Source organism: Pseudomonas sp. CC6-YY-74 (assembly GCF_002025205.1).
Classification (GTDB): domain Bacteria; phylum Pseudomonadota; class Gammaproteobacteria; order Pseudomonadales; family Pseudomonadaceae; genus Aquipseudomonas; species Aquipseudomonas paeninsulae.
The window spans coordinates 1977291-1996341 of the sequence record NZ_CP019947.1 but is presented as its reverse complement, the minus strand read 5'-3'; the positions used below and the strand labels follow the sequence as shown (position 1 = coordinate 1996341).

Sequence of the window (19051 nt, the reverse complement as noted above, 5' to 3'; positions counted from 1 at the left end):
CGCCTAGTTGTCTTGCTCGTACTTGTCCAGGGTGTCGCGAGCGATCTGCCGGCCGAGCATGATCAGTTCTGGAGCCTTGTAGAACTCGAAGAAGCGACAGGCGCGCCTAGGCACGTTGATCAGGATATCCGGCGGATAACCGGCGATCTTGTACTGTGCCAGCGAGGTCTGCATGACCTCGAAGCTCTGGTTGATCACTTCCAGCAAGGATGCGGGGCCGCTGATGTCGGCGATGTGGGAGTCGTTGGCCGATTTCGGTGTGGCCTGTGCAGCCGCCTCGGTGGCTTGTGCCGGTTCAGGCTCGTCAGCGTTCTGCAACCAGGGATCGAATTGCTCGGCAACCTTGCGCTCTTCCATCAGCAAGAGTTCATCGGCGTTGCCATTCTTGCGGCGTAGCGAAGGCAGTCGCGAGCCGAGTGTGGCCATCATCACGTCAAAACGCTCTTTCAGTACCGGATGCCGTTCGATTGTCGGCAATTGGTAGTGGCGCTGGTTGTTCGAGTTGAGGTTGACCGCGATGATCAGGTCGCAGTGGCTGGAGACCACCGGCACGATTGGCAGCGGATTGAGCAAGCTGCCGTCAACCAGCATGCGTTTACCCTGGATGACCGGGGTGAACAGGCTGGGGATCGCCGCCGAGGCGCGCATGGCCTTATGCAGGCAGCCCTCCTGAAACCAGATTTCCTGTTGATTGGTCAGGTCGGTGGCGACCGCGGTGAAGGGAATCGGCAGATCCTCGATATTGATCTCGCCAAGGATCTCGCGGATCTTGCCGAATACCTTCTCGCCGCGAATGGCGCCCAGACGGAAGCTGACATCGAGCAGGCGCAGCACGTCCAGGTAATCCAGGCTCTGGATCCAGTCGCGGTACTCCTTGAGCTTGCCGGCGGCGTAGATGCCGCCGACCACCGCGCCCATGGAGCAGCCGGCGATGCAGGCGATCTCATAGCCTCGCGCCTCCAGCTCTTCGATTACGCCAATGTGCGCGTAACCGCGCGCCCCCCCCGCCCCCAAGACCAGCGCTACCCGTTGAGCCATCTATTAATCCCCCGTAACGCATTGTTTTATCAAGATACGCGTGGCGATCACTGGAGCCAAGGCCACATTTGCTAGAATGCCGCCGCCTGTCGACGATATGAGTGAAAATGCATGAGCGAGCCGATCCGTTTGACCCAGTACAGCCACGGCGCTGGCTGCGGGTGCAAGATTTCCCCCAAGGTGCTGGAAGTGATCCTGGCTGGCAGTGGTGCGCAGAATCTCGACCCCAAGCTGTGGGTCGGCAATACCTCGCGTGACGATGCGGCGGTCTACGCCATCGACGAAGAACGTGGGGTGGTGTCGACCACCGATTTCTTCATGCCGATCGTCGACGATCCCTTCGACTTTGGCCGGATCGCCGCGACCAACGCGATCAGCGACATCTATGCGATGGGCGCCGATCCGCTGATGGCCATCGCCATTCTCGGCTGGCCGGTCAATCTACTGGCCCCGGAAGTAGCCCGTGAGGTAATTCGCGGTGCCCGTGCGGTGTGTGACCAGGCGGGTATTGCGCTGGCGGGCGGACACTCGATCGATGCGCCCGAGCCGATTTTCGGCCTGGCCGTCACCGGCCTGGTGGAAAAACGCCATATGAAGCGCAATGACACCGCCACGGCGGGGTGCAAGCTGTACCTGAGCAAGCCTCTGGGCATCGGCATCCTCACTACCGCGGAGAAACAGGCCAAGCTGCGCAGCGAGGATGTCGGCCTGGCGCGCGACTGGATGTGCACGCTGAACAAACCGGGCAGCCGTTTCGGCAAGCTCGCCGGGGTGACTGCGATGACCGATGTCACCGGCTTCGGTCTGCTCGGGCATCTGCTCGAGATGGCCGACGGCAGCGGCCTGACCGCACGCGTCGAGTTCGCCAAGGTGCCGCGTCTGGCCAGCGTCGAGTACTACCTGGAGCAGGGCTGTGTGCCGGGTGGTACCCAGCGTAACTTCGACAGTTACGGCGAGAAGGTTGCGCCGCTACCCGAACTGTACAAACTTCTGCTGTGCGACCCGCAAACCAGCGGCGGCTTGCTGATTGCGGTGACCGCCGAGGGCGAAGCGGAGTTCCTGGCGCTCGCCGCCGAACTGGATCTGGCGCTCGAGCCGATTGGCCAGCTGCTCGAGCGACAACGTTACGCAGTCGAGGTGCTGTGATGCGTGACAACAGTAGCGACTATCGCCAGTTGTTTCTCAACGGCACGCCAATGATGGATGCTCGGGCCCCGGTGGAGTTCGCCAAGGGCGCCTTCCCCGGCGTGCGCAACCTGCCGCTGATGGACGACGACGAGCGGCAGAGAGTCGGCACCTGCTACAAGCAGCGCGGCCAGCAGGCCGCCATCGAACTGGGTCATCAATTGGTCAGTGGGGACGTCAAGGCCGCACGGATCGAGGCCTGGGCGGCCTTCGCCAGGGCCAATCCCGAGGGCTATCTGTATTGCTTTCGCGGCGGTCTGCGCTCGCAGATCGTCCAGCAATGGCTGAGCAGCGAGGCGGGCATCGACTACCCGCGGGTGATCGGCGGCTACAAGGCGATGCGTACCTTCCTCCTGGAAACCACCTTGCAGGCGACGGCGCAGTGCAACTTCATCCTGGTCGGCGGCATGACCGGCACCGGCAAGACCGAGGTGATCGCCCAACTCGACAACAGCCTGGATCTGGAAGGGCATGCCAATCATCGCGGCTCCAGCTTCGGCAAGCGCGTCACTGTCCAGCCGGCGCAGATCGACTTCGAGAATGCCCTGGCCATCGACATCCTGAAAAAGCGCGCGACGGGCATCGAGCAATTCGTGCTCGAGGATGAGGGCCGCATCATCGGCAAAAGCGCCCTGCCGCTGGAACTCTACCAGGGCATGCAGGAGTTTCCCCTGGTCTGGTTGGAAGACAGCCTGGCGGGCCGGGTCGAGCGCATTCTCAAGGATTACGTGATCGACCTGTGTGCCGAATTCATCGTCTTACATGGCGCGGAGGAGGGCTTCCAGGCCTTCGCCGAGCAATTGCAGCAGAGTCTGGCGAACATCCTCAAGCGTCTGGGTGGTGAACGTTACCAACGTCTGGCGGCGATCATGGATCAAGCCCTGCTGGAGCAGCAGAGCCAAGGCGTGGTGGATCTGCACCGCGGCTGGATCGAAGCGCTACTGGTCGAGTATTACGATCCTATGTATGCCTTCCAGCGCGAGAACAAGGCCGGGCGAATCGAGTTCGTGGGCGAGCAGGCAGACGTAGTGGCGTTTCTACGTCAGCGCAGCCATTCTTAATAGGGTCATTGTTGACGAGTGCAGGCACTTTTCCGCCCTGCGGTCGTCATATTGCATCATCGACCTCTAGTTGTTTCCCGATATCAAGGAGTGCGCAACATGAAAGCCTGGATCTTGCTACCGATGATCGCCCTGGTGCTGGCCGGTTGTGCCGGAAAAACCGCCTATCGCGATAGTTGCGCCAATCAACTCAATGCGGCCTGGGCCGAGCTGGATCTGGCCAAGGCCGAAGGTTTTACCGGCACCGTGAGTTATTCCAAAGCCCTGTCGCTGCTGACCGCGGCGAAAACCCAGCAGCAATTTGAAGGATACAAGGGCTGCACCAGCAAGGCCGAGCGCGCGCGTTTCTACATTCGCGAGTCACGCGCAGGCCGTTAGACGCACTCGGCGGTTGCGCCAGCGACCGCCTAAAATGGCCCGATATAGGCTCGATAAAAAGCCAGTCGACATTTGCCTTTTGCCAATCAGCAGCAATGCTTAGCGCATGATGCAGGTTCTGCTCGCTAGGGCGATGCCCCGCAAGAACCGCATGCAGCAACATTGACTACTTGGGGGTTGGCCATGCTGCAAGGCAGCGCTTTAGCGACACCGGCTACCATGAGTTCCTGGCGGGTCTGGGCTTGTGGAACTTCTACTTCATCACCAAGCTGGTTTTGCTCTGGTATGGCCAGCTGAACTTCCATGCTTTGGAGAATCTGGCTTTCGCCGCTTTCCTGCTGTTGCCTTTGCCGCCGCAATGGCTGCATAGGTTGCGCCATATGCTCGCCATTCCGCTGGGGGTCGGCCTGTATTATTACGACAGCTGGCTGCCGCCGTTCAGTCGTCTGATCGCCAACTTCGCGCAGGTCACCCAGTTCAGTCCCGAGTATATGCTGGAGTTGGTGGGGCGCTTCATCAATCCGACCTGGCTCGCCGCGGGGTTGATCCTGCTGGTCGGCTACCTGTTCGTCAGCCAGTGGATTCGAGTCACCAGTTTTACCGTAGTGGCTCTGGTGCTGATGCTGGTGGTGGGCAATGCCCAGATGTTCGCCCGCCCGCAGGGCGTTGTTCCGGTGCTGCAGTCGCCCCCCGCGCACATCGCACCCGTGGCGGGCGAAGTGACGCCGGCCGTGATCGATGATGCGTATCTGAACGCGACCCTGGACGGCTTTTATGCGAGCCAAGGGCAGCAGGTCACGCAATTTCCGCGCGAACTGGCGGCTGATGCCGTACCCCTGGATGTGCTGATGTTGAATATCTGTTCCATGGCCTGGGATGACCTGGAAGAGGCGGGGATGGTGCAGCACCCGCTGTGGGCCAAGATGGATATCCTCTTCGATAATTTCAACTCTGCGGCCACCTACAGCGGCCCGGCAGTGCTGCGTTTGTTGCGCGCCAGTTGCGGCCAGACGTCGAATGCCGCTTTGTATCGTCCCGCGGCCAATCAATGTTTCCTGTTCGAAAACCTCAAACAGTTGGGTTACACCGATGGCTTCCTGCTCAACCACACCGGTCACTTCGACAACATGCTCGGGTTGTTGCGTGACCGTGGTCGCCTGCAAGCGGCGGCCAACCCACTCGGCGAGTTACGCCCGGCATTGACCGGGTTCGACGGCTGGCCCATTTATCGCGATCGCGAAGTGCTGACGCGGTGGTGGCAGCAGCGCCTGAGTTCAGGCTCGCCGCGCGAGGCGTTGTTCTACAACTCCAGCACCTTGCACGATGGCAATCGTCGGGTGGACAAGGTCAGCGGCAAGGCCGTCAGCGCCGACTACACGACCAGTTTGCGTCAGGTGCTGGATGACCTCGACAGCTTCATCGAGCATTTGCAGGCCTCTGCCAAGCCAGTGCTGTTGGTCATAGTCGCCGAGCATGGTGCGGCCCTGCGCGGCGACCTGATGCAGATCAAGGGCATGCGTGAGATTCCCAGCCCGACAGTTACCCATATCCCGGCCGGGCTCAAACTGATCAATGCCAAGGCGCCGCGGCCGCAGCAGCCGCTGCATATCCAGGCGCCGAGCAGTTATCAGGCCTTGTCCGAGCTGATCGCACGGTTGGTCGATGGCGAGGTCTACCGCAATGCCGACTTCGACCTGTTCAGTGTGACTCGTGACCTTCCGCAATTGGACATGGTGGTGGCAGAAAACGAGGGCAGTGTAATGGTGCGCCTGCACAACGAGCATTACCTGCGCATGGAGAACCAAAGCTGGATCCCTTATCCGCAACACTGAATAAGCAAGGCGATATGCCTGTGATGTATTGATCGCCACCCTACAAAAGCGAGTTGCAGCAGGTGGCGAGCGCATAGCCAAACACAAGCCCGGGTCACGGGGGTGATGCGGGCTTGTGGCGTTGCCATTTGCTCAGTTGAACTGGGCGTATTCCTCCAGGGGTTCCGGTGGCATCTTCAGGTCGCCATCCCAAGGGGCGAAGCTGTAGCGCAGGTAGAGCAGGCCGCCGCGCGGCTCGTAGTCGCTGCCCACCGAGCGCTCCATGCCGAGCAGGCCGCCCACGAACCAGTTTGGGGTCAGCCGCCGTTCCGCCGAGAAACTGAAACGATAACTGAATCCGTCGCTGCGCCCGCCCTCGAAGATCGGGTTGCCGGCTTCGCTTTGCAAGTCGCCGCGGGTCGGGAAGTAGGGCGAGTCGTCGCTGCGCGACCAGGAAAAGCCGGTTGACGCTTCCGCGTAGATCGACCAGTCGCCCCAGCGTTGGCCATAGTTGATCGGTACCGAGAGTGAGCGGTACTGCTGCGGGCTGTAGTAGCCGCCGTGACCCAAGGTGTAGCCGCTGAGGTCTTTCTGGTAGTGCCAGTACATGGCGTTGCCGCCGATCCGCAGGCGCCGGTCGGGCTCGTCGAGCAGGCGGAAATAGACGCCGGCCATCAGCCGGTAGCGGTCATTGTCCTCGACGTTCTTGCCGCTCAGGCGGTGCGCCTGCAGGCTCGACCAGATGCCGTAGCTGCCGCCCTCGTCGTAGCTCAGGCCCAGGCGAACGCCGTTGGCGCGAACACCGCCCCAGGTTTCGCCGGTGCGCGGGTCCTCGGTGCCGGCGAAGGACAGCAGCGAGTTATTCAGGGCGCGGCGCGAGACGTCCAGGGTCCAGCCCAGCTTGGCCAGGTCGCCCCTGAGGCGTATGCCACCGACCACATCCGCCACCGGGAAGCCCAGTGGCGTGGTACCGATGTCCCACTCCAGGGGTTCGCTACGCCAGCCCATGGCCAGTGCAGTGCCTTGTTCGCGCTGGTGGCTGTCGCCGCGGTTGCAGGCTTCACCGCGTTGCTGGCAGATGAGGACGCTGCCGAAGTCGTCGGCGTCGAGCAGGCTGTCGAAGCTGCCGCTATCCAGGGTCACCTGCTCGGCGCGTAAGAAGCCCCGGCCGCTGCCCAGCGGTTGTGCCGCCTCGACATTCAGGTAGTTGGCCTGCAAGTCGGAGAAGCCCGGTGTGCCTTTGCTTTCCAGGTAGCTGTATTGCACGGTGGCGGTGGGCGCCTGGCGCAGGTAGAGCTCGGCGGAGTCGCTACGGATGCTGCGCTTGAGCCAGTCGTCTTCGCCATCAGCCCGGGTGCTGCGGGTGAAGGCCAGGGCATCTTCCGACGGCAGGGCGATGCCGCTGCTGCGCATGGCCTCGCGATAGGCCGCCAGCGCCTGTTGCGGTTGGCCGCCGGCCAGGGCCAGGCGGCCGCTGTCGCGCCAGATCCAGGGATCTTCCGGGGCGGCAAGACGGGCCTGGGCCATGATTTGCTCGGCCTTGGCCGGTTCGCCGAGTTGCAGCCAGAGATTGGCCGTACGCCGCTGCTGGCTGGGCGTAGGTGTGGCTGGGGCAAACGCCTCGAGGCGCTGCTGTACATCGGCATCACGGCGCTGCTGGGCCAGCTCGATCAGGCTGAGTTCGGCTTCGCTGTTGTGCGGTTCGAGTTGCTGGGCCAGTCGGTACTGGCGCTCGGCTTCCGTGCGGTCGCCACGCTGCTCGGCCCATTCACCGAGGGTCAGAGGGATGGCCACTTCGCCTGGGAAATGTCGCTGTTGCTGCTGCAGGTAGTTGATGGCAAGCGGCTGCTGTTGTTGGGCGTTCAGCTGACGGGCATGGTCCATGCTCTGGCCGAAGCGCAAGCGCTGCTCCAGCGCGCGCATGCTGTCGTCCCACTCGGCACGTGGCACCTTGGCCAAGCTGTCCAGAGCCTGTTTCGGGCGATCCTGGCTGGCGAGAAACAGACTGTGGGCATAGCGTAGCGCCCGATCTTTAGGCGCGCGGTAGAGCAGGCCGGCAAAGCTCTGCTCGGCGGCGGCGTCGCCGAGTTGCACGCGAACCTTGGCCAGGTCATAGGCGATCCAGGGGTTGTCCGGTTGCAGCCTGAGAGCCTGCTCAAGCATGTCTTTGGCGCTGGCCCAGCGTTGTTGGTCGGTATGTTGCTGGGCCTGGGTTACCAGCTCGGCGGCCTGCAGGCGGTTCAATTCGGGCTCGAAGCGCTGGCGCTGGTCGACCGGCAAGGTGGCAATGATGCGCCGTGCGCGTTCGGGCTGGCTGGCGCTGTACAGGTTGATCAGGCCGCGTTTGGCCGCGAGGTTGTTGCTGTCGCGACTCAATGCCGCCTGGTAGTGGCGTTCGGCGCCGCCGATGTCTTTGCGCTTGGCCTGGATGTCGCCCAGGCCGTTGAGCGGTTCGGTTGCCCCATGCTTTAGTTTGGCCGCCTGCTGGTAAAGCTGCTCGGCGCGTTCGAGCTTGCCCTGGTCGACGGCTGCGTCGGCTTCCTTGAGAGTGGCCCAGAAGCGTGACTCACCGATCAGGGTTTGCCATTTGCCCAGGTTGTCGATGTTTTCCTCGTGACTGCGGGCCCGTTCATACAGGGCCAGGGCTTCCTGTTGTCGGCCCTGGCGCTGACGCAGCAGGCCCAGCGCGCCGAGGGTTTGCGCGTCAGTGGGAAAACCCTTGAGTGCCAGTTGCAGGTCGCGCTCGATGGCCGGGTACGCAGGCGAGCCGCTGTCGAGATTACTCAAGGCACGCTGCTTGGCCTGGAAGGAGGGGTTGGCGAGCAACTGCTCCTGTTCGGTCAGGGATTGTCTGGCGCGGTCGTCGGCCTCTGGGTATTGCTGCAGGTAGCGGCGCCAGAGGGCGGCACTGCGCTCATTGACTGGCAGCCGTTCGAGCTGGTCTTGCCAGACGCTGGCCACGCCCGCTCGGGCATAGGAGTCGCTGGCCAGTTGTTCCAGATCGGCATGGGCCGCCTCGCTGTATGGGTCGATAGCCAGGCGCTGTCTGGCCAGGGCCAGGCGGAAATTGCTGCTGTATGGGTATTGCTCAACCAGCTTTTCCAGGCCCTGCAGGGCCCTGGCTTGGCCTTGTGGGGTATTGGCCAGGGTCTGCCAGTATTCGAGAGCATGATCACCAGTGGGAAAGCCAGGGTCGAACAGGCTGTCATAAATCACCAGCGCTTCCTCGGGGCGTCCCGCGCGCGCCAGCAGGCGAGCCTGCTGTAGGCGTTCCTTGGCCTTTGGCTCGTTGATTGCCAAGTGCAGGCGGGCCAGCGCCAGGGACTCGCTGTCGGGTGCGCTGCGGTTCAGGTGTTCGAGGGTGGCCTGGGCCTCAGTCAGTTGATTCTTGCGCAGTTGCAGGCGGATCAGCGCTGCCAGGCCTTCGGGGTCGTCAGGGTCAAGTTTGAACAGTCGATACAGGCTTTCCTCGATCAACTCCACTTTGTTACGTGCTTCTCCGGTGCGCACCTGTTCGAGCAACTGCAGGCGGGCTTCGCTGGGTTCAGTGGCATGTACGCTGGTGCTCAGCAGAAGCAGAGCCAAAGGCAGGTACTTGGTCATGTGCAGTCCTCTGTTGACTGTGGATGCAATGCCCCGAGTGGTGAAAAGCGATAGCGGCCTTCGTTCCAACCTTGGCCAAACAAGCTAAGCACATGGTCGTAGTAGGCGTCGGGTCGCAGGGGTTCGGTGCTCAGGCGAGTCAGTTGTTGTTGCAGCAAGTCGGGTTCTGCAGCTCTGCTGAGCAACGGCAGTAGTGCCGCGGAGAACCCCGGTGGTCCATATCCTTCAGCCACGCCGGTCAGGCTGTCGACGTGCAGAGGTGGTCGGTCATGCTGGCGGAGATAGTGCAGCATCGGCTGAAAGCGTTGCACGACGCGGTCCGCCTCCTCGGGGTCCGGCGTTTGCATGCCCGCCCAGAGGTAGACGCGAATGGCGTCGTAGCTGCCTTGCCAGCCACTCCTGCGTGACGCCTGCCATTGTCCGTCCTGCCACTCGACCCAGTCAGGGGCGAAGCCTCGCGCGCTGGTTTCTTCGAGCATGCGCTGGGTCGGTTCGAGCATCGCCGCCCAGATACTGTCCGGGTAGCGGTGGGCGAAGCTGTGCAGCAGGGGCAGGGGGGAATAGCTGGGATTGAGGGTCCAGCGCTCCTGACCGGTAAAACCTTCTGTTCCGGCCAGCAGCAGCGGCCCGAGTTGCGGCAGTTGGGCGACTTCGTGCTGCTCGATCAGTGCCAGTTGCCGGGCTGACAGACGTGAATAATCGGGGTGCTGCCAGAGTCTGCCGGCCTCCTGCAGGCTATAGGCCAGCCAGAGGTCAGCGTCCGCCGCAGAGTTGGCGTCGAGTACCTGCCATTGGCCCTCCGGGTTGCGCCCCCAGAGCCAGGCTGGCAGGTGCTGTTGCAGGTCGCCCTGGGCCAGGTTGTCTTCCAGCCAGCGCAGCAGGTGCTCGAAGGTTTGGCGATCGCCGGCTGCCAGGGCGAAGAACATGGCATAGGCCTGGCCTTCGGAGGTGGTGATCGCCCGCGGGTCGCTGCTGTCGATTACCCGTCCGCCGTCATCGACAAAGCGCTGCTTGAACTGCTCCCACAATGGCCACTGGCAGCCGGCGTGCGCGACATTGCCGAGCGGCGAAAGGACTAACAGCATGACCATCCAAGGTTTCATGACGCACCTCAGATGGGGGCTTGCAGTCGGCGTTTGGCCAGCAAACTGAGGGCGCTGAACATCACGCTGGCCAGCAGCACGGCGCTCAGCAAGGCCAGGATTATCAGGAACAGCAGGTGGTCGGCGAGGTGGAACCAGAGCAGCAGCCACCAGGGCAGGCTGCCGATATAATAGGTGTCGCCAAGCACGGCAGCATCGATGTGTTCCCCGTGCATCAAGGTCACTGAGCCGGCGATCCTGGCGCGGCGCTGGTTGTCGAGCAGGTTCTGCTCGATCAGGCTGTAGCCGCTGGCGTCGCTGGCCATCAGCGCGACCACGCTGCGCTGATCGTCGAAGGGCGACTTGAACCCGACCAGGGCTGCCAGATCGGCTGATGCATCACTGATCTGTGAGGGCGCGGCACTGCTATCCGGGTGGCTCAGGCTGGCCGCGATCTGTGCGCCCAGGGCGCCCAGTTCCGGGCCATCCTGGTTGCTGAATGCTGGCGCAACGGCGCCAATCAGGAGCAAGTCACGCTGGCTTTGCGCCGCAGCCAGCCAGTCGTCGCTGATGCTCAGGCGGGTGGCGGGGTAGCCTGTATAGGCGCCGATTCTGCCAGTGATCGCCAGCAGCAGCGACAGCTCGGCCTGATTCGGCTGGGCCGGCATCAGCACCAGCGTCTGCGAGAGGTCGGCGACACGACTGTAGGGGTAACCGGTTTCGGCAAAAGCCTGCAGATCGGGCATCGCTTTGTAGTGATGGAAGGCCGAAAAATCGATGCTGGAGTCAGGGTCGATCGCCGCCTGGATGTTCATTGGCAGGCTGGTGGCGCAGTTGTTGGAATTAGCGCAGCCGGGAAGGGCATTGAAGGTGAAGTTCATCCTCAGTTCGTTGTGTGGCCCGATGAGCTGGGCCGGGATCATCAGCCGCTTGCTGCCGGGCTGTTGCGTGAGCAGGGGCAGGTTTTGCTGGGCCAGGCCGGCGATTTTTCCTGGCGCCGGATCGTTGAGGGGGAGAGCCTGGACGAAGTGGTCGTTGATGCTGATGCTGAGCAGCGAAGACTCCTTCTGCAGCGGTGGCGTATAGCGGTAGCGCAGATCCAGTGGTACGCCCGGGCTGCGCCAGATGAACAGGTCCGCTGGCACCCTCAGGGTCAGGCTCAGTGGCGGTGGCACCAGGCCACTCGCCTGCAGTTGCATGGGATTGTCGAGCAGTTCGCTGAAGCGTGTGGGCCCATCGCTTTTCACCCATTTGGGCGCATCGTAGGGCATTCTCGGGGGGCTTCGGGGATGTTGCGCAGGGTGCTTGAAGCCCCTTTCAGGCTGTTGCTATCCAGGGCAACTGCGCGGGCGGCGGCCAGTACTTGTTGGTCATCCTCACCCAGGATCAACAGCAGTTTGGCGAAGGGTGCGCTCGGATGGTCAATGATGGCCAGTGTGGGGGCGCTGACCTTTGGGTAATCCTTGAGGAACGCCGGGCGGTGTTGGTTGCTGGCAAACACCACAGCCGAACGGTTGGCCGGCAAGTCGTCGAAGGAGACGGGGAAGGAGGCGCCGCGCCAACCGCTGTGGATGCCGAGCCAGGAAGCGAGGACGGCTGCAGCGGTCTGCTGGGTTGGGCTGGGCGCGCGGCTGAAAACGAACGGCAGCAGCAGGGGTGCCGTGTCCCTGTGATCGAAGAATGGCTCCGGCAGAATGGCCAGATCGTTGCTGACCTTGAGTCGCTGGACGCTGAGCTGCAATTGGCTCTTGGCACTGAAGTCCAGCCACAGACTGGCGTGCATGGGATCCTCAGACGCACTGTCGCTGCTGCCCACCAGCTCGAAGCGCAGGTGATTGAAGTCGCGAATGAAACTCGTATCCAGCGCTAATGTGCGCTTGATCTCCTGGCCGAGCTCCTGATCGAGGACCGTCAGCACGCCCATCAATTCGTCATTGAGGTACACCTTGACGTGGGAGCGCTTGGCGTTCAACGCCGGTGAGGGGGTGTAGAACAACTGCAGTTCGGCGGCAGTGACCAGCTCATCGCTGCGCACGCCGAACTCGGCGTAGAGGTGGCGCAACATATTGCGCAGCAGGAGAACGCCGGGTGAAGAAAGCTCGCTGAGACCGAGGCTGCGCTGGTAGGTGGTTGGCTGCGTCGCGTCCGTTGCTGGCGGCTGCGTCGCCGTGGCCACGGCGCTGTTCGAGATCAGCGCCGTGGCGATGAACATGAGCACGAAACGGGCGAAATGTTGCAGCTTCATGGGCGTGACCCTGTCTGGACGGTGCTGAGTACGGGGTTGGTTGGCACGAAAGAGGCGAGCCATTGGCCGGTGCCGCGGCCGAAATCAATCAGCGGTTGCATCCAGGGCGGGGCATACAACAGTGTCTGTCGATAGCCGCCGAGGCCGACGCGGGCGATCCCGCGCAAGCTGCTGAGCGGTTTGTCCTGTACGAAACCGTCATGCCAGCGCGCCCAGGTGTCGGCGCGGGCAAAGGTGCATTGGACGAAGCGGCCGTGGCGGCGCAGATCCATGGGGTCCAGTTCGGCACCGAGGACGCCTTGAATAATGCTGCGGCCGCGGGCGGGAAATTCGAATTCCTCGTGGCCGCGCCTGAGCAACAGCGATAGCTTGGCAGCGTCAGGCAGGGTCAGGTCTAGTCCATGGGGTAGCTGGATGCTCACGCCGCCGTCCGAGTAATTGAGCAGGGTGCAGGGGTAGGCATGTCCCGAGGGCAGGCGGATCGCTGCGTCGAGGTGCAGGTCAACGCGATGCGCCCGACGAATTTGCCGGACTTCTGCCGCCACAGCCAGGGCGCCGCCGAGCACGATCAGGTTGTACAGCACCCAGCACAGGCTGATCAGTACGGTCAGGCGCTCGTCGCTCGCACCCCAGAGCAGACGGTAGAGGCCAAACAGCAGGCCGGTCAGGTTGAGGGCGGCGAGGATCAGGAAAGGCTTGGCCATCTTCCAGTCGAACTGGTCGTCTTCGATCAGGCCGCCCTTGGCGGTGACGTTGAAGGTGCCCTTGCGCGGGTTGAACAAGGCAACACTGGTGGGTCGGGCGATATACCAGGAGAGCACGGTTTCGTAGATTTCGCTCCAGAACGAATGGCGGTACCTGCCCTGGATGCGTGAGTTGGTCATGGTGCTATGGACGATGTGGGGCACGACGAACAGCAGAATGAGCAAGGCCGGGGCATAGATGATGTAGGCGTGCAGAAGGAGGAAGGCCAATGGCGCCGTCAGGTAGATCAGGCGCGGTACTCCGGAAAGAAAATGCAGCATGGCATTGAAGTAGCAGAGCCGCTGCCCGAGCGAGAGGCCTGGGCCAAACAGCGGGTTGTCGAGACGGAAAATCTGCACCATGCCACGCGCCCAGCGGATGCGTTGACCGATATGGGCGCTGAGGCTTTCGGTGGCCAGGCCGGCCGCCTGGGGAATGCGAATATAGGCCGAGGTCCAGCCATGACGGTGCAGGCGTAACGAGGTGTGCGCATCCTCGGTTACGGTTTCCACGGCGAAGCCGCCGATGTTTTCCAGTGCGGTACGCCGCAGAATGGCGCAGGAACCGCAGAAGAAAGTCGCGTCCCACAGATCATTGCCATTCTGGGTCAGGCCGTAGAACAGGGTGTTCTCGTTTGGCGTCTGGCGGAAATTATCCAGGTTGCGCTCGAAGGGGTCGGCCGAGAGGAAGTGATGCGGTGTTTGCAAGACGCCAAGCCGCGGGCTGCGCAGGAACCAGCCCATGGTGATCTGCAGGAAGGAGCGGGTTGGAATGTGGTCACAGTCGAAAATGGCGATGAACTCGCCGCTGGTCTTGCCCATCGCGGTATTGAGGTTGCCGGCTTTGGCATGGCGGTTGTCCGAGCGGGTCAGGTAGCCAACCCCGGCGGCAGCGGCGAACTGGCGGAATTCGTCGCGCTTGCCATCGTCGAGCAGCCAGATATTGAGCTTGCTCTGTGGCCAGTCAATGCCGATCGCCGCGAGCACGGTCGGGCGCACCACCGACAAGTCTTCGTTATAGGTTGGGATGTAGATGTCCACGCTCGGCCAGTTGGCCATGTCGGTCGGCAATGGGCAGGGCTGGCGGTCGAGTGGCCAGATGGACTGCAGATAGCCAAGGATCAGCACCAGCCAGGAATAGCTCTCGGCAGCCAGCAGCAGCAGGCCGCAGCCCAAATCCAGCGGGTCGTCCCAGTTCAAGGTGGAGCTGTAGCGCCACCAGAAGTAACGACTGGAGACCAGAATTGACAGGACGATCAGGATCAGCGTCGCGCGGCGCCCGGAAAAGCGGGCCACGCCCAGCGCGATAAGCCAGAGCAGGCCGGCAAACAGCGCCTGTTGATACGGCTCAAGAGGTTGGGTGATGCACAGTACCAGCACCGGCATGGCCACCAGCAGCATCGGCAGTTGCAGCCAGGTAGCTGTGCCGTCGGGCCGCTCTGGCACCGGCTGGGCGCTGATCTGACGGCCGCTATCGCGCGCCAGCAGGCGTTGCAATGCCTTCCCCTGCACTTGCCGGCATCGACTCAAGGCTGCCAGGCACGACGTGGCAAACCTGGTGAGTGTGTGTGGGCGCTGATCGACCGGCTTTACCAGCACCAGCCACAGGCTCTGCAGCAATACGCGCAGCGGATCGCCCGGACGTAGGCGTAATTCGCAGGACTGAGGATAGAGCTGGCGCCTGTGCGCCAGCAGCCAACGCCAGCTGGCAGACTCCAGGGCAAAGAGCATCCAGCACAGGGCACGGACAAACACCATCAGCAGACTCGGCTGCCGGACGGGAGCGGGCTGGTCGGCTCCGTTCGGCAATGGTTGCGCTGGCGGCGGTAGAGTGCACTGGTTCATGGGTTTTCCACCGTTTTGACGCACCAATTAGCCAAGGCGAGGAAATCTCGCATGGCTAGGCAGTGCGGCGCGCTTTCACCCAGTAGTTGCTTGCGTGCCAGCGCCTCGCGAACCGCTTCGTCCTCATGGATCACGCAAGGAACCAGCAACTGTCCGAGGGCCAGTCGCCAGAGTTCCAGCAGGTCGTGGGACAGTTTGAGCGACGGTTGCAGGCGATTGATCAGCCAGTGGTGGTTGCGTGGCAGGGGGTGGTGGTCACGCAGCTGGTAGTTGAGCAGGATATGGCAGGCCGGATCCGTCACCAGCACGTGCAGCCAATGGATATCCGGGCGCTGGTCGAGGTGACTGAGCAGGTTCAGGTAAGGTGGAATGTTGAGCAGTACAAAGGTGCTGCTCGACGGCGTCAGTTGTCGCAGTGCGTGCTCGAGCATGTCAACAGCACGCAGGGGGTCATAACCCTGGGTGGCGTGGCGGCCAAATGGCAGCACGGAAACCCGCTCCTGCTGACGAAAGGCGACTATCTCCTGGGCAGGATTGTGCAATTCTCGCGTCGTCCAGGCCGAGGGCTCATCGAAGGGTAAGCCGAAGTGCAGGCTGAGGATGTTGCTGGGGCACAGATCGATAGCCAGTACGGGATGGTGCAGAATAGCCAGGGCTGAGGTCAGTCCGGCCACTATTGACGTGGTGCCGCAGCCCCCACGCAGCCCCTGTAGGGCAATCAAGTGCATGTCAGTCTGCCTTGTCGAGTTTCGCGGCTTCAACAAGCAGGAGCAGTGGTCGTAGCGTTTCGCTCAGCAGTGGCCAGTCGGCGACCGAGGCGAGTACGGCCTGCTCGTGTTGCAGCTCTGAATATTGAAAGGTCTTTAGTTGGTAGTGTTCGAGGAGGAAGTTGAGGTCCTCCGGTGGTTCCACCGTCAGTCGATCTTCTTCAATTGGCTGAATGCCCATGGTGGTTTTCCTCGTTCCATGATGGTTGGCTGATAATTGTTCTAATTAGTCAAATAAATGACTCTAAGCGTGATAGTGCTGCGGCATATGTCATATTAGTGGCGCATTGCGGAAAGAGAAGCGCTATAGCCCCTTTTTTTTGATCTGCCGCAGGTCCTCTGGAGCCACCAATCACCAGCAAAACAAGGGGCTCCGCTGCTGGGTGCTGGCAATCCGGCGAGGACATCCGACCAGCGGCATTACCGGTCGAAGGGCGGAGGCACTGACTGGCGGCAGTGGCATACTGGGCAACCCCAACTATCCGAGGAATTTGCCGTGCAACTGGACTTCAGTGCCCTGACGCCTTTGGATGCCTACCGCTGGCTGGCGTCCACGGTTACGCCGCGGCCGATCGCCTGGGTGTCCAGTGTTTCCCGCGATGGCATCAGCAACCTGGCGCCGTTCAGTTTTTTCCAGGTGATCAGCGACGCGCCGCCGACGTTGATGGTCAACGTCAATCTGCGTGACGACGGCAGTCTCAAGGACACGCTGCGCAATGTGCAGGCTAGCGGCGAGCTGGTGATCCAGTTGGTGTCCTTCGCCCAGGCCGAGGCGATGAACGCCAGTGCTGCCCACCTGCCCCATGGGGTCAGCGAGTTCGAGCACTGCGGCATCGCCAGCCTGGCCAGCGAACGAGTTGGCGTACCGCGTGTGGCCGGCGCAGCGGTGGCCTTCGAGTGCCGTGTGGCGCAGGTGCTGGCGTATCCGCCGGATGCGCCGAACTGCCACCTGATTTTTGCCGAAGTGCTGCTCGCCCATGTCGACGATGCGGTGCTCAACGACAAGGGCCGGATTGACCCGCACAAGCTCGATCTGGTCGGCCGCCTGGGCGGCATGGCTTATACCCGTACCCGCGATAGCTTCGAGATGCGCCGCCCCTGAACTGATCCGCTCTGAAAACGACCTGCTCATAGCTAAAAGCACAATCGCCCCGGCTGCTGGCTTGTCGCCAGCAGCCTTGCGCTTTTATCTTGCGTGATAAGGTTGGCAAACCTGGGTTCGCCAGGGGAGCGGGGATGGAGCGGAATTATGTGGACTGATCTGCAGCGGCGCGTCGCCAGCTTGAGTACGGCGAAAAAATTAGGCCTGGGCTTTGGCGTGGTGCTGGCACTCACCGCGGTGGTTGCCGCCACCGGCTATTCGGCCTTGCGTGAGGTCGGTGCCCGCTCGGCGTTGCTCGAGCGCATGAGCGCGATCAATACCCAGGTGCTGCAGATTCGCCGCCGCGAGCAGGACTTCGCCCTGACTACCGATGTCACTCATGTCCAGCGCCTGCATGAACAGGCTGAGGCGCTGCAGGCGAGCAGCTCAGCCCTGCAGGCCGAACTGCCGGCTGCCGAGGGACAGGTTCTGGTCGAGGTCAACAGTGCCGTTGACCAGTACCGCGCGGCCTTCGACCGTTATGTCGAACTGACCGATAGCATGAGCCTGTCCCTGGAGGCGGCCACTTGGCTGGTGGTGAGTGCTTCCAACAGCCTGGAATTGCTCAAGGATGGACTGGCCGAGGATGGCATCGATCTGCTCGAGAGTAGCCAGGGTGCGCAAGGCGGCGAGTCGGTGCTGCAGGCCGGACAGATCGGCAAGGTCCATCAACTCTTGTTGCAGGCGCTCGATCAGGCCCGCGTGCGCCTGCAGCAGAGCCGCAGTTCTGCCGAAGTCGCCCAGGGCGAGATCCAGGAGGCCCTCGATGCGCAATCCCTGGCCGGTGAACTGCGCGATGCCATGACTGATCCGGCGTATGCCTCGGTGCTGGCGGAAGTCATCGGCAACGTCGACTCATTCAATGAGCGGCTCAAGGAGTACAACGGCAACTTGCGCCAGCAGAAGCAGGAATACGCCCTGCTGGTAGAGCAAGCCGAGCGCATTGTCGGGTTGGTCGAACAGGCCTATTCCTTGCAAAAAAACGCCATGCAGGCACAACTGCAAGCCAGTGGTTGGCTGATTCTGCTGGCTGCGGCGCTGGCCCTGGTCATCGGTCTGCTGGCGACCCTGGCCATTACCCTGCTGATTGTGCGGCCGCTCAAGCAGGTGATCGAGCAGGCCCGGCAGATCGCCGAGGGCGACCTCAGTGTGCACATCGAGGTGCAGCGCAGCGACGAAGTGGGGCAATTGCAGGCCGCCATGCAGAGCATGTCGAACAACCTGCGCGAGATGGTCGGTCAGTTGCAGGGTGGGGTCAGCCAGATTTCCGCTTCGGCGCAGTCGCTGTCGGCGATTACCGAGCAGACTCGCCTGGGCGTCAATGGCCAGCGGGTGGAAACCGATCAGGTGGCGACCGCCATGAGCGAGATGACCGCCACCGTGCATGAGGTGGCGCGTAACGCCGAGGCGGCGGCCGCTTCCACCGAGGACGCCGATAACCGGGTCAGCCGCGGCGCCGAGGTGGTGCGCCAGACCCTGGTGCGGATCGACCAGTTGGCGGCGGCGATGGACACCACTACCCAGAGTATCGAGCGCCTCAGTCAGGACACCCAACGCATCGATTCGGTGCTGGATGTGATCAAGAGCGTGGCCGAACAGACCAACCTGCTGGCTCTCAACGCCGCCATCGAGGCCGCGCGTGCCGGCGAGCAGGGCCGCGGCTTTGCCGTGGTGGCCGATGAGGTGCGCGCGTTGGCCAAGCGTACCCAGCAGTCCACCGCGGAAATCGAAGGCCTGATCGCCACGTTGCGTGAGGGCGCGCGGCGCTCGGTGGCTGACATGCAGCAGAGCGGTGCCCTGGTCGCGCATGTGGTGGAGGATGCCAATCAAACCGAAAGTGCCCTGGCCGGGATTGCCGAGGCGGTGACCCTGATCTTCGAGATGAACCAGCAGATCGCCGCCGCCGCCGAGGAGCAGACGGCGGTGGCCGAAGAGATCAGTCGCAGCGTGACCTCGATTCGCGATATCGCCGATCAGTCGTCGGTGGCGATGGACGAAACGGCTGACTCGAGCATTCGCTTGGCACAGCTGGGCCGCGAACTCCAGGGCATGGCCGGGCATTTTCGCTTATAGATTTCGCCGTAAAGTGCCAACCGCGCTCACAGTTTCGTCAGTAAAGGCTACAGGGTGCTTTGCCCGCCGGGTGCTGGCC

General features: G+C 62.5%; 12 protein-coding genes and 2 pseudogenes. 7 read left to right on the top strand and 7 right to left on the bottom strand.

The window, feature by feature from the left end; all coding sequences use genetic code 11:
• Nucleotides 1-3: 3 nt before the first annotated feature.
• Nucleotides 4-1038 (bottom strand): patatin-like phospholipase family protein, encoded by a 1035-nt coding sequence (locus tag B2D37_RS09135; RefSeq protein ID WP_079202391.1) that lies wholly within the window; start codon nt 1036-1038, stop codon nt 4-6.
• 111 nt (nt 1039-1149) lie between these two features.
• Between B2D37_RS09135 and selD the strand changes: the two genes are divergently transcribed.
• From selD to bcsG, 4 genes are all read left to right on the top strand, one after another.
• Nucleotides 1150-2184, top strand: a complete 1035-nt coding sequence (selD, locus tag B2D37_RS09130) for a selenide, water dikinase SelD (RefSeq protein WP_079202390.1) — start codon at nt 1150-1152, stop codon at nt 2182-2184.
• The gene (gene mnmH, locus B2D37_RS09125) at nt 2184-3284 is read left to right on the top strand and encodes a tRNA 2-selenouridine(34) synthase MnmH (protein WP_079202389.1); all 1101 of its coding nucleotides are present in this window, start codon (nt 2184-2186) and stop codon (nt 3282-3284) included. Before selD ends, mnmH begins: the two co-directional genes overlap by 1 nt.
• Before the next feature lie 99 nt (nt 3285-3383).
• A complete protein-coding gene (locus B2D37_RS09120; protein ID WP_079202388.1) occupies nt 3384-3662 on the top strand; it encodes a hypothetical protein in 279 nt (92 codons plus the stop codon).
• 170 nt (nt 3663-3832) lie between these two features.
• Nucleotides 3833-5494, top strand: coding sequence for a cellulose biosynthesis protein BcsG (gene bcsG, locus B2D37_RS09115; protein WP_177345205.1), 1662 nt, complete (start codon nt 3833-3835; stop codon nt 5492-5494).
• Between the two features lie 132 nt (nt 5495-5626).
• Here bcsG and bcsC read toward each other — a convergent pair whose 3' ends face one another.
• The 6 genes and pseudogenes from bcsC to B2D37_RS09080 form a co-directional block, all read right to left on the bottom strand.
• Nucleotides 5627-9076: a cellulose synthase complex outer membrane protein BcsC gene (gene bcsC, locus B2D37_RS09110; protein WP_079202386.1), complete on the bottom strand. Its 3450-nt coding sequence runs from the start codon at nt 9074-9076 to the stop codon at nt 5627-5629.
• Nucleotides 9073-10161 carry a cellulose synthase complex periplasmic endoglucanase BcsZ gene (gene bcsZ / locus B2D37_RS09105; RefSeq protein WP_371915436.1) on the bottom strand — a complete coding sequence of 363 codons (1089 nt, stop codon included), beginning with the start codon at nt 10159-10161 and terminating at the stop codon, nt 9073-9075. The genes bcsC and bcsZ overlap by 4 nt, the downstream gene beginning before the upstream one ends.
• A gap of 26 nt (nt 10162-10187) precedes the next feature.
• Nucleotides 10188-12223 (bottom strand): annotated as a pseudogene (gene bcsB / locus B2D37_RS23615) (cellulose biosynthesis cyclic di-GMP-binding regulatory protein BcsB).
• Nucleotides 12224-12399: 176 nt separating this feature from the next.
• On the bottom strand, nt 12400-14904 hold the full coding sequence (gene bcsA / locus B2D37_RS09090) for a UDP-forming cellulose synthase catalytic subunit (protein WP_256573163.1): 2505 nt from the start codon (nt 14902-14904) through the stop codon (nt 12400-12402).
• Between the two features lie 83 nt (nt 14905-14987).
• The gene (gene bcsQ / locus B2D37_RS09085) at nt 14988-15719 is read right to left on the bottom strand and encodes a cellulose biosynthesis protein BcsQ (protein WP_079202381.1); all 732 of its coding nucleotides are present in this window, start codon (nt 15717-15719) and stop codon (nt 14988-14990) included.
• Nucleotide 15720: 1 nt separating this feature from the next.
• Entirely contained in the window at nt 15721-15939 is a 219-nt protein-coding gene (locus B2D37_RS09080; protein ID WP_079202380.1) for a BcsR/BcsP family cellulose biosynthesis protein, read from the bottom strand.
• 315 nt (nt 15940-16254) lie between these two features.
• Between B2D37_RS09080 and B2D37_RS09075 the strand changes: the two genes are divergently transcribed.
• The 3 genes and pseudogenes from B2D37_RS09075 (at nt 16255) to B2D37_RS24140 (ending at nt 18972) form a co-directional block, all read left to right on the top strand.
• Nucleotides 16255-16860, top strand: coding sequence for a flavin reductase family protein (locus B2D37_RS09075; protein WP_079202379.1), 606 nt, complete (start codon nt 16255-16257; stop codon nt 16858-16860).
• Between the two features lie 147 nt (nt 16861-17007).
• A pseudogene (locus B2D37_RS24145) lies at nt 17008-18117 on the top strand (HAMP domain-containing protein); the annotation flags it as partial.
• Nucleotides 18100-18972, top strand: a complete 873-nt coding sequence (locus B2D37_RS24140; protein WP_371915448.1) for a methyl-accepting chemotaxis protein — start codon at nt 18100-18102, stop codon at nt 18970-18972. The pseudogene B2D37_RS24145 and the gene B2D37_RS24140, both read left to right, overlap by 18 nt.
• Nucleotides 18973-19051: the final 79 nt, after the last annotated feature.

Bases quoted from the DNA above. Each gene is read 5' to 3' on its own strand.
- B2D37_RS09135 (WP_079202391.1), bottom strand. From the start codon at position 1,038: ATGGCTCAACGGGTAGCGCTGGTCTTGGGGGCGGGGGGGGCGCGCGGT.
- selD (WP_079202390.1), top strand. From the start codon at position 1,150: ATGAGCGAGCCGATCCGTTTGACCCAGTACAGCCACGGCGCTGGCTGC.
- mnmH (WP_079202389.1), top strand. From the start codon at position 2,184: ATGCGTGACAACAGTAGCGACTATCGCCAGTTGTTTCTCAACGGCACG.
- B2D37_RS09120 (WP_079202388.1), top strand. From the start codon at position 3,384: ATGAAAGCCTGGATCTTGCTACCGATGATCGCCCTGGTGCTGGCCGGT.
- bcsC (WP_079202386.1), bottom strand. From the start codon at position 9,076: ATGACCAAGTACCTGCCTTTGGCTCTGCTTCTGCTGAGCACCAGCGTA.
- bcsZ (WP_371915436.1), bottom strand. From the start codon at position 10,161: ATGCTGTTAGTCCTTTCGCCGCTCGGCAATGTCGCGCACGCCGGCTGC.
- bcsA (WP_256573163.1), bottom strand. From the start codon at position 14,904: ATGGTGTTTGTCCGTGCCCTGTGCTGGATGCTCTTTGCCCTGGAGTCT.
- bcsQ (WP_079202381.1), bottom strand. From the start codon at position 15,719: ATGCACTTGATTGCCCTACAGGGGCTGCGTGGGGGCTGCGGCACCACG.
- B2D37_RS09080 (WP_079202380.1), bottom strand. From the start codon at position 15,939: ATGGGCATTCAGCCAATTGAAGAAGATCGACTGACGGTGGAACCACCG.
- B2D37_RS24140 (WP_371915448.1), top strand. From the start codon at position 18,100: ATGCAGAGCATGTCGAACAACCTGCGCGAGATGGTCGGTCAGTTGCAG.